Origin of the sequence: Phaeobacter porticola (genome assembly GCF_001888185.1) — a bacterium.
Taxonomy (GTDB): domain Bacteria; phylum Pseudomonadota; class Alphaproteobacteria; order Rhodobacterales; family Rhodobacteraceae; genus Phaeobacter; species Phaeobacter porticola.
In genome coordinates this window covers 2,354,169-2,367,742 of the sequence record NZ_CP016364.1, presented here as the reverse complement: position 1 = coordinate 2,367,742, position 13,574 = coordinate 2,354,169, and the positions used below count along the sequence as shown (strand labels likewise).

The window sequence follows — 13,574 nt, the reverse complement described above, 5'->3', positions numbered from 1 at the left end:
GAAAAACGGCAGATTGGGCCTCAACGGGCAGAGTGCGGTTGGAAACTAAGGTCTCGCGATGGCCAGAAAAGACAGGAGGCAGGAGCCAGATATGACCAGTGCCGGTGATCTGAAGCAGCGGATCAGGGCTTGTCGCCTCTGTGCTGACCGATTTGCCGCGACGGTGACCGGTCATGCGCCGCGCCCCGTTGTCTGGTTTGACAGCCCGGCCCGCATTCTGATTGCTGGGCAGGCGCCGGGCGCGCGTGTTCACGACAGCGGTCGTCCCTTTACCGATCCGTCCGGGGATCGCCTGCGCGATTGGCTGGGCCTGAGTGAGGCGCAATTTTACGACCAGTCCCTGGTAGCCATCGTACCGATGGCCTTCTGTTTTCCGGGGTATTCCCCGAAAAAGGCAGATCTGCCGCCGCCTGCGATCTGTCGCACGACATGGCATGGTCAAATTATGCCCGGACTGCCGAATATTCGCCTGCGGGTGCTGGTCGGCGCCTATGCGCAGACGTATCATCTGGGTGGCAAAATGCCGGTTCAGGCGCGGGTCGAGGGGTGGCAGGACCACGCGCCGCAGGACTTTCCCTTGCCACATCCGTCCTGGCGCAATACCGCATGGCTGAAACGCAACCCCTGGTTTGAGACCGACCTGCTGCCGGTTTTGCGCGCCCGGGTTCAGGAGCTGATCACATGACCGAGATGACGCCACTTGATACCAGCCATGCCGCGATGCTGGCGGCCCCGCACGACGATGCCGCCCGGTTGCGGTTCTACGAGCGGCTGGCTGATAGCGAATTGTTCCTTCTGCTCGCCAAAGAGGCGGAGGGGGATCACATTTCGCCGGAACTGTTTGACACACCGGATGGTGTTTTTGCGCTGGTTTTCGACCGCGAGGACAGGCTGGCCGAGTTTGCAGGTCGCAGTGTGCCTTATGCGGCGCTGTCGGGCCGGGTGGTAGTGCAGATGCTTGCGGGGCAGGACACGGGGCAGACCATCGGTCTCGGCGTAAACCTTGATGTGGCCCCATCGGCGATTCTGATCCCGGCAGAGGCACTTGTCTGGCTGCACCAGACATTGGGGCATACCCCGGATGAGGTTGATGCCGACATCGAAGCCGTCACCGCGCCTAAGGGCTTGCCAGAGGTGCTGATCACCGCACTGGACACCAAACTTGCGACCGCAGTGGGGCTGGCTCAATCGGCCTATCTGGTTGCGCTGCATTATCGCGGTGGCGGTCAGGGGCATCTATTAGGGTTTGTTGGCGCAAAAGACGCCGCGCAACCCGCATTGGCCAAGGCGGTGGGCGAGGCGCTGACCTTTTCCGGCGTCGAAGCAGGGGCATTGGACGTGGGGTTCTTTGCCAGCAGCGACGCGATTGCTGCGCGTTTGGCACAGGCCGGGCTTCGCTTCGATTTGCCACAACCGTCCGAGCAGCTGGGGCAGGGGCCATCTGCCCCAGGACGCGACCCTGACAAGCCCCCACGGCTGATTTAAGCGCTGTAGCGGGCCTTGCAAAACGCAACATCGCGACCTGACCTAAGCCGCGATGTGCATGGATTTGGACCGTATGAATTGGCCTAAACCGGATTAGCTGTCGGCTTCGGCCGGTTCCAGCTTGTCCTGTGTCTTGGTCTCGAAATCGGACGCATCATGACGTTCGCGCAGCTGTGTGTGCAGCTCGCCAAAGGCGCGATTCACCATACGACCCCGCGACACGGCCGGACGGGCATCAATTTCCGTCGCCCAACGAACCACATGGGTGTAGCTCTCGACGTCCAGGAATTCCGCCGCCTCGTAAAGACGCCCCAGAACCAGCTGACCATACCAGGCCCAGATTGCCATATCGGCGATGGAGTATTCCTCACCAGCGATAAAGCGGGTCTCGGCCAGCTGCCGGTCCAGCACGTCCAGCTGACGTTTGGCCTCCATCGAAAAACGATTGATCGGATATTCGTATTTCTCTGGCGCATAGGCATAGAAATGGCCAAACCCGCCGCCCAGATAAGGCGCGCTGCCCATCTGCCAGAACAGCCAGTTCATCACTTCGGTGCGGGCGGCACCTTCCTTGGGCAGGAAGGCGTCAAATTTCTCGGCCAGATGCAGCAAGATGGAGCCGGATTCAAACACCCGCACCGGCGCGTCGCCGCTGCGGTCCATCAGCGCCGGGATCTTGGAATTGGGATTCACATCCACAAAGCCAGAACCAAACTGGTCGCCCTCACCGATATTGATCAGCCAGGCGTCATATTCTGCGCCCGTGTGACCTGCGGCCAGCAGCTCTTCCAGCATCACCGTGACCTTCACCCCATTGGGTGTGGCCAGCGAATAAAGCTGATAGGGATGCGCACCCACTGGCAGCTCTTTGTCTTGGGTTGCACCGGCGATAGGGCGGTTGATCGCGGCAAAGCGGCCGCCGCTTTCCTGTTCCCAGGTCCAGACTTTCGGCGGGGTGTAGGTTGTGTCACTCATCTGTTGGCCTTATTTTTAAAGGGTTTTTGAATGTGTCGGGCGACAATGGCGCACCACTCCAGGCTGGGAGGCAACGCGGTATCCTGCAAAACATAAGCGGGCTGCGCAAAATTCCAATGACTGGAAGGTCTGCGGCATACACTTTTTCTTGACCACCGTGCGCGAGATGCTGTCCCTTGTAACAAACCCGGGCCTCAGATCACAGCTGCTCAGCATTGGACACAGCCCCGTGAGACCCTCTTCGCTTTGTGGCAGATCTGCATATTGTTTAGCCAGCCCGACCCATACGGCCGTGCCAGCCCCTCCCCCGAGTGTGTGTCTCTCGGTTCTATAAAAAGGATAGTCTATGAAACGCGTTCTCTTCGCCGCCCTTGCTGCCGCCTCCTTTGGTCTGCCCGCATTTGCCGGGGATCAATATGTCGATACCACCGGCTTTGCCGTTTCCGGCTATGATGTTGTGGCTTACCGTGATCTGGCGCAGAACCCGGTCGGCACCGCTCAGCCCGCCGCAGTTCCGGGCAACGCGGATTTCACCGCCGATTTCAACGGCTCAACCTTTGCCTTCTCCAGCGCTGAGAACCGCGATAAATTTGCGGCCAACCCTGATTTTTACGCACCACAATATGATGGCCACTGCGCCTATGGGGTTTCCAAAGGTGGCAAGGTTCCGGGCAATCCCAACCTGTGGCGTATCGTTGACGACAAACTGTATTTGAACATCACCAAGAACGTTGTCGGCTTCTGGGAAGAAGACATCCCTGGCAATCTCAACCTGGCCGAGGGCAACTGGCCCGAGATTGAGCCTGCGAATGCGTCTGACAGCCCGATCCCGAATTTTACCTCTACAGCCCCAGAAAAAGGCTGATCGTGAACTACTGGGCCCAAGGGGCTGAGCACAATTGAAATGGGGGAGGGCGGTTTTGCCAACGCGTCCTCCTGTACCGGTTCCCGCCTCTAAGAACTCAACGCTGATATCGGCGCAGTTCCACATGAGAACAGCGCCCCGGAGTAATCCGTGGCGCTGTTTTCTATGATCGAAATACTTCGGGTCGTCGCAATAGCTGGCGAGTGCAGATTACCGTTTGCGGTCGCGCCGCGCGCTCATTGGCTGGAAAGCCACGCCGACATGCGCGTCGCAATAGGGTTTGCCTTGCTGAACGGGCAGGCCGCAGAACCAGAAATCCTCGGTCGCGGGGTCACCCACGGGCCATTTGCAGGTCCGTTCTGTCAGCTCCATCAATGTAAGCCGCTTGGCCTTTTTCTCGATTTCATTGACCTTGGCCAGCGCTTCGGGGCTGATTTCATTGGCCGAGGGCTGCGGCGGCAGCGGCTGGCCGGCAGGAATGATCTGGCGGCGCGCAGGCGTGGCCGGACGACCTTCGGCAGAGGCCGCAGGCTCAGGCGTCACCGGGCGGGCCGGTTCGGTTTTGGGCTGCGGTTTGGGCTTGGCCGGAGCCGCTGCAGCGGCTGGCGTTGGTTTTGGCGCCGCCGCGGGTTTTTCCTTGGGCTCGGCTGCGGGTTTGGCCGTACCGCTATTGCGGTTGGACAGTCCCAGGCGATGCACCTTGCCAATAACGGCGTTCCGGGTCACGCCGCCCAGTTCTTTGGCGATCTGGCTTGCTGATTGCCCTTCGCCCCACATTTTCTTGAGCAGTTCGACGCGCTCGTCTGTCCAGGACATCTGTTGCCTTTCCAAGCTAAAAGCGGCCCCAGGATCCTGCGGCCGCCATCGAATTCCGTAACAAGCCCCTATTCTAATCACTGCGTGCCGAGTTACAAGAGCGTCTTGCGCTTGCTGACAGCAGAGCTTCCGCGGCGAAAGCTGCTTGCCCCGCACGGACGGCCATGGTTTGAGGCGAAACAAGCACCAGGCATCTGCAATGGTTTTGTTCAGCAACATCGTCAAAGAGGCGCGACATGGCACAGGATACCCCACGGCACATGGCTCAGAACCCAGGCGGCGTCGCCTTGGGTCAACGGCGTTTTGGACGGGTGAATTGGCTGGGACTGCAGACCCTGGCACGACGCGAGATCACCCGCTTTCTGGTGGTCTGGACCCAGACACTTCTGGCGCCCATGGTGACTGCTGCACTGTTTCTGATGATCTTCAATATTGCCATAGGTCCGGGCCGTGGTGCCGTTATGGGCGTGCCATTTATCGTTTTTCTGGCACCAGGTATCATGATGATGACCGTTATTCAGAACGCGTTTGCCAATACCTCCTCGTCAATTGTCATCACCAAGGTGCAGGGCAATATCGTTGATACATTGATGCCGCCTCTGTCGGGGTTTGAAATCCTGTTGGGCTATCTTGCAGGGGCGGTTGCACGTGGTGTGCTGGTTGCTTTGGGGATCGGCACGGGCCTTATGCTGGTGCTTGGCGTGGTGCCGGAACACCCGTTGCTGGTGCTGTTGTTTGTTGTGCTGGGCGCGTTGTTTCTGGGCGGGCTGGGCATTGTTGCTGGTGTCTTTGCGGAGAAATTTGACCAGATGGCGGCGATCACAAATTTCATCGTGACCCCGCTCGCATTTCTGTCGGGCACGTTCTATTCGGTCGACGCCTTGCCGCCGGTGCTACGGCTGCTGTCGCATTTGAATCCGGTCTTTTACCTGATCGACGGGGTGCGATTCGGGGTGATCGGCACCTCTGACAGCTCCCCGGTTCTGGGTTTGGTGATCTGTAGCCTGTCCAGCCTTGCCATCTGCCTGTTGGCCTGGCTGATGCTGCGCAGCGGCTATCGGCTCAAATCCTGATCCGCTTGCGCGCCCGGATCCACATGCAGGGTTGGCGGTCGCTGCCGCCCCTCACGCCAGGCCAATAGCGCCGCCCCAGCCAGAATGATTGCTGCCCCGGTGGCAGTGATCCCATCTGGTGCTTCGGCAAATATGGCAAAATCATACAGGGCCGCAAAAATCAGTGTTGCGTAGCTGAACGGCGCAACAAAAGACGCATCCGCCCGCGCCATTCCATTGATGAAACAGCCCTGCGCACAGGCCATCATGGAACCCAGTGCGACCATCAGCGCCCATTGCTCGGCTGTCGGTGACTGCCAGACTGCCATCACCGCAACGCTGGCAATCACTGACCCAAGCAGATTGTTGAACCACAGGATCTGCAACGGCTTCTCCCGCCCGGCCAACCGTTTGATAAAAATCAGCTCCAGCCCCATCACCGCAGCCGCCGCCAGCGCCAGCAGGCTTGCGGGCTGAAAACTGGCAGGGGTGGGACGCAGCAGAACCATCGCCCCCAGAAGCGCAATCGCCGCCGCCGCCCAACGCCAGCGCCCAACCGTTTCGCCCAGCAGGGGGATCGCCAGCAGCATGCCAAAGACCGGGTTCAGAAAGGTGATCGCGGTGGCATCGGCCAGCGGGATATAGGCAACGGCGGCAAACATCAGCGTCACCCCCATCCAGCCAAAACTGGTGCGCCCCAGATGCAGCCCCCAATGCGGCGCGGTAAACCGGGGGCGCCGCAGCGCAACCAGGGTGCTGATCGCCAAAAACGCAAAAACGAACCGGCCAAAACTGATCTGCAGCGGATGCAGCGGGGCCCCCAGAGCCTCTGTGCCAAGCGCTTTGGCGACCAGCGTGGTGCCTGCGATAAATACCGTAGCAAGCAGGATCAGCGCAGCGGCGAGGGCGGGGTTCTGACGGGTATTGATCATCCTGCCAGCACTGCCCGTTGCTGCCACCAAAAGCAAGCCACCAGAGGGGGCATCGTGTATGAACTGGCTGGCGCATCTGGCGATTACAACAGCTGACACCTTCGAATTGACCAACCATTCCGACAAACGGTCTTTTCTTTTCCCAAAACCTCCGTTATGGACGCAAGCATGATCACCGCTGCACATCTCACCCTGCTGCGACGCCGACGCCACAACGCGTAATCCGGCCCCGATCACCTGTGCCCTGTTGCGGCACCTCCAACTTCTCCAATATCGTTGACCCTGCGGCCCGGCTGCGTCACTGCTTGGCCCAACATGTCCAAAAGGAAGATCCCGATGATCCCGTCCGTTCTGCCCACTTATAATCGTGCGCCCCTCAGTTTCGTGAAGGGCGAAGGCGCCTGGCTGATCGAGGCTGACGGGCGACGTTTTCTGGATCTGGCAGCGGGCATTGCGGTGAATGCGTTGGGTCATGCCCATCCGACCCTGGTGAAGGCGCTGACCGATCAGGCCGAAACCCTCTGGCATGTCTCCAATCTCTACCACATCCCGCAGCAACAGGCGCTGGCGGATCGGCTGGTGGAGCACAGCTTTGCCGATACGGTGTTTTTCACCAACTCCGGCACAGAGTCCTGCGAACTGGCGGTGAAGATGGCGCGGAAGTATTTCCACGACAAAGGCCAGCCCGAGCGGGTGGAGATCCTGACCTTCTCCGGCTCATTCCACGGTCGCTCCTCGGCCGGGATCTCTGCCGCCGGCTCTGAAAAAATGACCGCTGGCTTTGGACCCATGCTGCCGGGGTTCAAACATCTGATGTTCGGCGATCTGGACGGTGTGACCGATGCCATCAGTGACCAGACTGCCGCCATCCTGATTGAGCCGGTGCAGGGCGAGGGCGGCATCCGCCCGGTGCCCGATGCAGAACTGAAGGCGCTGCGCCAGATCTGCGATGAGCACGGCCTGTTGCTGATCCTTGATGAGGTGCAATGCGGGGTGGGCAGGACCGGCAAGCTGTTTGCTCATGAATGGGCAGGCATCACGCCGGACATTATGATGGTGGCCAAGGGCATTGGCGGTGGTTTTCCTCTGGGGGCAGTGCTTGCCACCGAAGACGCCGCCTCTGGCATGACCGCCGGCACCCATGGCTCCACCTATGGCGGCAACCCCTTGGGCTGTGCGGTGGGCTGCGCGGTGATGGATCATGTCACCGACCCGGAGTTCCTTGCGGAGGTGAGCCGCAAGGCCGGTCTCCTGCGCCAGAAACTCGAAGGGCTGGTGGCCGCTCATCCGCAGGTCTTTGAGGCGGTGCGTGGGTCTGGCCTGATGCTGGGCCTGAAATGTGCCGCTGCAAATACCGATGTGGTTGCCGCAGGCTATGAGGCCGAAGTGGTCACCGTGCCCGCCGCCGACAATGTGGTCCGCCTGCTGCCGCCGCTGACCCTCACCGATGAGGATATCGCCGAGGCCTTCACCCGGCTAGATCAGGCCGCCACATTGCTGGAGGCCAAAGCGGACGCCTGAGGCGTCATCTTTCCAGAAATACTCCGGGGGTGCGGGGGCTGGCCCCCGCGCGCGCTTAACGGCAACAGCCTTCGGCACGACACAAGTACAACGAAAGCGACGTTCGATATGAACCATTTCCTCGATATCCATAAAACCGATGCCACCGATCTGCGGGCGATCATTGATCAGGCCAGCGCCACCAAACAGGCCCGCTTTGGCCGCCCCAAGGCCGCGCTTGATGACGACCAGCCGCTGAAAGACCGCATGGTGGCGTTGATTTTTGAAAAACCCTCCACCCGGACCCGCGTGTCCTTTGACGTCGGCGTGCGCCAGATGGGCGGCCAGACCATGGTGCTGTCGGGAAATGACATGCAGCTGGGCCATGGCGAAACCATCGCCGACACCGCCCGCGTGCTCAGCCGTTATGTCGACATGATCATGATCCGAACTTTTGATGAAACCGTGCTGACTGAGATGGCCGAATATGCCTCAGTGCCGGTGATCAACGGCCTGACCGATCGCACCCATCCCTGTCAGATCATGGCCGATGTCCTCACCTATGAGGAACATCGCGGCCCCATCAAGGGCAAGAAAGTCGTCTGGTGCGGGGATGGTAACAATGTCTGCGCCTCTTTTCTGCATGCCGCCGCGCAGTTTGGCTTTGATCTCACCTTCACCGGCCCGGCGCAGCTCGATCCGGAGCCTGAGTTCATCGGTCTTGCGCGCAAGGCAGGTTCACAGGTGATCATCGAACGCGACGCTGCCAAAGCGGTTGAGGGCGCTGATCTGGTGGTGGCCGATACATGGGTTTCAATGCACGACAGCCAGTCCTCCAAGGAGCGCCGCCACAACATGCTGCGCGGCTATCAGGTGAATGACGCGCTGATGGCTCACGCCAAACCCGACGCGCTTTTCATGCACTGCCTGCCGGCCCACCGCGAGGAAGAGGTCACCTCCGCCGTGATGGACGGCCCGCAGTCGGTGATCTTTGACGAGGCGGAAAACCGTCTGCATGCGCAAAAGGCAATCATGCGCTACTGCCTCGGCGCCTGAACCACCCTCCTCAGCCCGCGAGTAGGCCAACAAAAAACCGCCGCACCCGGTCAGGATGCGGCGGTTTTTCTATTTCAGGACAGGGCTTCAGGGCGGGGCCGGGATCACATGGCGATCGCGGTCAACGCTAAGAAGACACAGCCCGACAGCAAGGCGGCGGCTGGCACGGTGATCACCCAGGCAGCAGCAATTGTCATGAAATGGCTGCGGCGCACCAGCTTGCGACGACGGCGCTCTTCCGGTGCAATCCGCTTGGTTTCAGGCTGCGTAGCCGAGCTGCGCTTCAGGCGGCGCTCCATATGCCATTCACGGAAGAAGCCCACGCCAAACACAGCCCCCACCGCAATATGGGTGGAGGACACGGGCAGACCCAGCCAGCTTGCCACAATCACGGTGATCGCGGCGGACAGCGACACACAATAGGCGCGCATGGGGTTCAGTTTGGTGATCTGGCTGCCAACCATGCGGATCAGCTTGGGGCCGAACAGGAACAGGCCGAATGAGATGCCAAAGGCCCCGATCACCATGACCCAGGTCGGGATCGCCACCTTGGAGGCGATATCGCCAAACTCGGTGGTATGCACAATCGCTGCCAGCGGACCCACCGCATTGGCCACATCATTGGCGCCATGAGCAAACGACAGAAGCGCGGCAGAAATCACCAGTGGGATCGAGAACAGCACTTTCAGCGATTTGTTGCGGTTCTCCATACCCTCGGATTGACGCTTGATCAGCGGCGCGGTCACCACATAGGATAGCCCGCCAACCGCGGCACCGATCAGCAGCGCAATTTCCAGGTCAATCTTGATGATCCGCTTCAGGCCCTTTAGCGCCAGATAAGATGCAAACGCCCCTGCCATGATGCCGACCAGCACCGGCACCCAGCGGCGCGCGGCGGCGATCTTGTCATCCTGATAGATGATTTTAGCCTTGATAAAGGCGAGGAATCCAGCCGCGATCAGCCCGCCCAGCACGGGGGAGATGACCCAGCTGGCGGCGATTTTGCTCATCGTGGGCCAGTTCACAGCACCAAACCCGGCAGCGGCAATGCCTGCCCCCATGACACCGCCCACAACCGAATGGGTGGTTGAGACAGGCGCGCCGATCCATGTCGCGAGGTTCACCCACAGCGCCGAAGAAATCAGCGCCGCCATCATGGCCCAGATGAACACTTCGGAGCTGGCAACGCCTGCAGGATCAATGATGCCCTTGGAGATGGTGGAGACCACATCGCCGCCCGCCAGCAGCGCACCGGCACTTTCGGCCAAGGCAGCAATCACGATGGCCCCGCCCATGGTCAGCGCATTGGCACCCACCGCAGGACCCATGTTGTTGGCCACGTCATTGGCACCGATGTTCAGCGCCATGTATGCGCCAAATGCCGCCGCGGCGATCACCACGAAGTTTGACGGCGCCGAGCCTAGGAACACTGCAGCACCAACACCGGCGAGGGCGATGAAGACCAGCGCGATGCCGGGGGCAACCAGCGGGCGTGACACATAGGATGTCGCCAGTTCAAGTTGAGAAATCCGGTTAAGATCCCGGTCCAGTGTCTTCCACTGCGGTCGCTGCGGTGCGTCGCTCATTGTATCGATCCCGATTCAAAAGTTGCGCACGCGCCTAGCTCCCCCTCTGCCGCCATGCAAGGGGTTTGTCATATTTTCATCATGAATCTGTTACAATTGGCGCAGTAAATCGCCCAGTTCCGGTTCCGCAACCAGTTCTGCCGCGGCCTTGGGTGACATCCATTTCCGTGTTCGTTCGGCCTGCTCGGGGTAGTCGTCGGCCAATTCCGTTACTTCGGCCTTATAGACCAGAGTGTGAACCACCTCTTTGGTGCCATTGTCCTGCAATTTCACGTATTCATAGGTGCCGACCGGTTCGCCCTCAATCCGGGCATCGCGCACGCCGGCCTCTTCCCAGGCTTCCTGCAGTGCCGACTGCGGGCCGTTTTTGCCCTTGATGGGCCAGCCCTTGGGCACAATCCAGCGACCGGTGCCGCGACTGGTGATCATGAGAACGTCTTTCCCCTCAGTGCCATTGCGATAGCACATCACGGCGACTTGCAGCCGTTTGGGACGAAAGAACATTGGCCGGAGATACTCCTCCCAGGCACTGGACATGATATGTTTCATTGCTGCTCAGCTTTCTAGCGCCGATCATGAATGCCGGGCGCATTTTTGCTTTGGTATAATTTTGGCATGTCATGGCAGGAATACAAGAGGGGGCCGCCTATGAAGATGGCCGGATATGACCATTTTTGCGCAAAAAACCGTGATTTTGCGGGGAAATTATGCGGTTTGGCGTCGTTCTGGGCTATTTGCGTGGTTTCGCCCGCAATGTGGGATCCGCCTGCGTGGGGTCTTCGGGCCAGGGGTGTTTGGGGTATTGGGCGCGCATATCCTTGCGCACATCGGCATATGATCCGGACCAGAAACCGGGCAGATCGCGGGTGATCTGGATCGGTCGCTGCGCCGGCGACAGCAAGGAGACCTTCAGCGCCACGCCACCTACCGTCGGATGGCGGGTGACCCCAAACATCTCTTGCAACCTGACGGAAATCTCCGGCACTTCCTCTGCGTAGTCAATCGGCACTTTGCGCCCCAGCGGCGTGGTAAAATGCGGCGGCGCCAGCTGATCCAGCCGCTGCGTCTGCTCCCAGCTGAGCGCCGTGCGCAGCGCGGGCAGCAGGTCAAAGCGTTTCCAATCCTCGGCGCTGCGCACCCCGTCCAGCATCGGCAGCAGCCAATCTTCCAGTGACGCCAACAAAGCCTCTTCGCTGAAATCTGGCAGATCCTCGCCGTCCGCCTGCAACAATCGCACCCGCGCGACAAACCGTGCAGCGGCGCCGCCCAGCCGCAGACCCAGCTCGCGCACCCCCTCCAGCATGGCGGTGGCCACGGTCTCGGCCGGGACATCCTTCCATATGTGATCTTCCAGCACGATGGCGCCCAGACACTTCTGGCGACGCGCCACAACACGGCGGTCACGTTTGGACCAGGTACAGGTCAGCTGTGGTTTGATCTGATCGGAAAATTCGCTGCGCAGCTCTGACAGGGTGATCGGCGTGGCCAGCCGCAACCGCGCCTCACGCGGGTTGCCGTCACTGTCGAGCCCCACCAGAAACGGCGTGGCGGCCAGGCTGTCCTCTGGCGGCAGCACCGCGCCCTTGCCACCGGACAGCACATAGCGCGGCGCATCGCCCTTGCGGCGCTGTCCGATCCTGTCGGGGTAGGCGGCGGCGGCCATCACAGCAGCACTCGCTGAAACTGAGGGGGTGCCACGAGGGGCCTGTCGCGCCAGTCGCTTGGCCTCTCCCTTGATACGCTCCAGCGTGGGGACATTCAGCTGATACCTCCGGCGGCGCTGAAACCCCTTTGCGTCCCGCAGGGCCTCCAGTCGCAGCGCCAGTTCCACCGGCGCGCCACGCAAGGGATCGCGTTCCGCCAGCAGGGCCGCCAGCGGTGCTGCATCGGTGCCAAATCGCGCCAGCATATGCCCCAGACGCGGGTGCAGGGGCAATTTGGCCAGCGCCTTGCCATGGGAGGTGATCCGCGCCTCGCCATCCAGTGCGCCCAGCATCCGCAGCAACGCCTGCGCCTCCTTTAGCGCGCCTTCGGGCGGTGGCGTCAGAAACGGCAGATCATCCGGACCCGCCCCCCAAAGCGCCAGTTCCAGCGCCAGTGATGTGAGGTCAGCGGCCTGAATTTCCGGTGGCGGAAACGCAGCCAGCGCCCCGTCTTCGCCCTTGGTCCACAGCCGGTAGCCGACCCCCGCTGCCACCCGGCCGGCACGGCCCTGTCGCTGGGTGGCCTCGGCGCGGGTCACACGTTCGGTGACCAGCCGCGACATGCCGGAACCGGGGTCGAACCGGCTGCGCCTTGCCAGCCCCATATCCACCACCACGCGAATGTCCTGAATGGTGAGCGAGGTTTCCGCAATGGAGGTCGCCAGCACGATTTTGCGCGCCACAGGGTCCGGCTGGATCGCCGCGCGCTGCTCAGCAAAGGGCAGGGCACCAAACAGTGGGCGGACCACGCAATCCCCCGGCAACCGGCCAGCCAGTGCGGCGGCCGCCTTGCGGATTTCGCCCTCGCCGGGGAGGAACACCAGAATGCCGCCGCCCTTGGCCTCGGACCCGCCTCTGCCGCCCGATCCTGCGGGGCGGCTTTCGGCTTCGGCGCGCAGCACCAGATCGACCAGCGCATCCAGCCGCCTTGGGCCGCGCCCGCTTCGGCTGTCGGCGGGCAGGGGAGTGTCCAGCCAGCGGGTCTCAACCGGGTAGCTGCGCCCCTCGGAGGTTACCAGTGGCGCCTCCATCAATTCGGCGACTGGGGCGGCGTCCAACGTGGCGGACATGGCCAGCAGGATCAGATCGTCGCGCAGGGCGCCGGCCACCTCCAGACAGAGCGCCAGACCAAAATCGGCATTAAGAGACCGTTCGTGGAATTCATCAAAAATCACTGCGCCAACGCCGGGCAGGTCGGGGTCCGATTGCAGTATCCGCGTCAGGATACCTTCGGTGACAACCTCGATCCGCGTCTCGGCGCTGACCTTCGCCTCACCCCTGATCCGGTAGCCCACGGTCTGCCCGACCGGCTCGCCCAATGTGTCGGCCATGCGTTCGGCAGCGGCGCGCGCGGCCAGTCGGCGCGGCTCCAGCATGAGGATACGGCCTGCAAACAGCCCCGCCTCCAGCATCGCCAAAGGCACCCGCGTGGTCTTGCCTGCCCCCGGCGGGGCCTGCAACACGGCGCGTTTCTGGCGTTGCAGAGCAGCAATCAATTCGGGCAGGGCGTCATCAATGGGCAATCTGGTCATGCCGCCTTATCGCCAATGGCGCGGGTCTGGTCCAGCGCCGACCGCATCGGCTTTGTTCACCTGCGACGTATG

General features: G+C 61.4%; 12 protein-coding genes. 6 read left to right on the top strand and 6 right to left on the bottom strand.

Annotated elements, in window-relative coordinates; all coding sequences use genetic code 11:
* Positions 1-91: 91 nt before the first annotated feature.
* Positions 92-685: a uracil-DNA glycosylase family protein gene (locus PhaeoP97_RS11350; protein WP_072505139.1), complete on the top strand. Its 594-nt coding sequence runs from the start codon at positions 92-94 to the stop codon at positions 683-685.
* Positions 682-1,485: an SseB family protein gene (locus PhaeoP97_RS11345; RefSeq protein ID WP_072505138.1), complete on the top strand. Its 804-nt coding sequence runs from the start codon at positions 682-684 to the stop codon at positions 1,483-1,485. Before PhaeoP97_RS11350 ends, PhaeoP97_RS11345 begins: the two co-directional genes overlap by 4 nt.
* Positions 1,486-1,578: 93 nt before the next feature.
* Here the strand turns inward: PhaeoP97_RS11345 and yghU are convergent, their stop codons facing one another.
* Positions 1,579-2,460, bottom strand: coding sequence for a glutathione-dependent disulfide-bond oxidoreductase (yghU, locus tag PhaeoP97_RS11340; RefSeq protein ID WP_072505137.1), 882 nt, complete (start codon positions 2,458-2,460; stop codon positions 1,579-1,581).
* Between the two features lie 346 nt (positions 2,461-2,806).
* On the opposite strand from yghU, the gene PhaeoP97_RS11335 reads away from it, so the two are divergent.
* The gene (locus tag PhaeoP97_RS11335) at positions 2,807-3,325 is read left to right on the top strand and encodes a YHS domain-containing (seleno)protein (protein WP_072505136.1); all 519 of its coding nucleotides are present in this window, start codon (positions 2,807-2,809) and stop codon (positions 3,323-3,325) included.
* A gap of 210 nt (positions 3,326-3,535) precedes the next feature.
* On the opposite strand, the gene PhaeoP97_RS11330 is transcribed toward PhaeoP97_RS11335, so the two are convergent.
* On the bottom strand, positions 3,536-4,141 hold the full coding sequence (locus tag PhaeoP97_RS11330; protein ID WP_072505135.1) for a GcrA family cell cycle regulator: 606 nt from the start codon (positions 4,139-4,141) through the stop codon (positions 3,536-3,538).
* A gap of 236 nt (positions 4,142-4,377) precedes the next feature.
* Here PhaeoP97_RS11330 and PhaeoP97_RS11325 point away from each other — a divergent pair, with 236 nt between their 5' ends.
* A complete protein-coding gene (locus tag PhaeoP97_RS11325; RefSeq protein ID WP_072505134.1) occupies positions 4,378-5,214 on the top strand; it encodes an ABC transporter permease in 837 nt (278 codons plus the stop codon).
* On the opposite strand, the gene PhaeoP97_RS11320 is transcribed toward PhaeoP97_RS11325, so the two are convergent.
* Positions 5,196-6,125 carry a DMT family transporter gene (locus PhaeoP97_RS11320; RefSeq protein ID WP_072506447.1) on the bottom strand — a complete coding sequence of 310 codons (930 nt, stop codon included), beginning with the start codon at positions 6,123-6,125 and terminating at the stop codon, positions 5,196-5,198. The genes PhaeoP97_RS11325 and PhaeoP97_RS11320 overlap by 19 nt on opposite strands.
* A gap of 336 nt (positions 6,126-6,461) precedes the next feature.
* On the opposite strand from PhaeoP97_RS11320, the gene PhaeoP97_RS11315 reads away from it, so the two are divergent.
* Entirely contained in the window at positions 6,462-7,646 is a 1,185-nt protein-coding gene (locus PhaeoP97_RS11315) for an aspartate aminotransferase family protein (RefSeq protein WP_072505133.1), read from the top strand.
* Between the two features lie 108 nt (positions 7,647-7,754).
* The gene (gene argF / locus PhaeoP97_RS11310; protein WP_072505132.1) at positions 7,755-8,681 is read left to right on the top strand and encodes an ornithine carbamoyltransferase; all 927 of its coding nucleotides are present in this window, start codon (positions 7,755-7,757) and stop codon (positions 8,679-8,681) included.
* Between the two features lie 104 nt (positions 8,682-8,785).
* Here argF and PhaeoP97_RS11305 read toward each other — a convergent pair whose 3' ends face one another.
* From PhaeoP97_RS11305 to hrpB, 3 genes are all read right to left on the bottom strand, one after another.
* A complete protein-coding gene (locus tag PhaeoP97_RS11305; protein WP_072505131.1) occupies positions 8,786-10,267 on the bottom strand; it encodes an inorganic phosphate transporter in 1,482 nt (493 codons plus the stop codon).
* Positions 10,268-10,357: 90 nt separating this feature from the next.
* Positions 10,358-10,816: an NUDIX hydrolase gene (locus PhaeoP97_RS11300; RefSeq protein ID WP_072505130.1), complete on the bottom strand. Its 459-nt coding sequence runs from the start codon at positions 10,814-10,816 to the stop codon at positions 10,358-10,360.
* 181 nt (positions 10,817-10,997) lie between these two features.
* Positions 10,998-13,502 carry an ATP-dependent helicase HrpB gene (gene hrpB / locus PhaeoP97_RS11295; RefSeq protein ID WP_072505129.1) on the bottom strand — a complete coding sequence of 835 codons (2,505 nt, stop codon included), beginning with the start codon at positions 13,500-13,502 and terminating at the stop codon, positions 10,998-11,000.
* Positions 13,503-13,574: the final 72 nt, after the last annotated feature.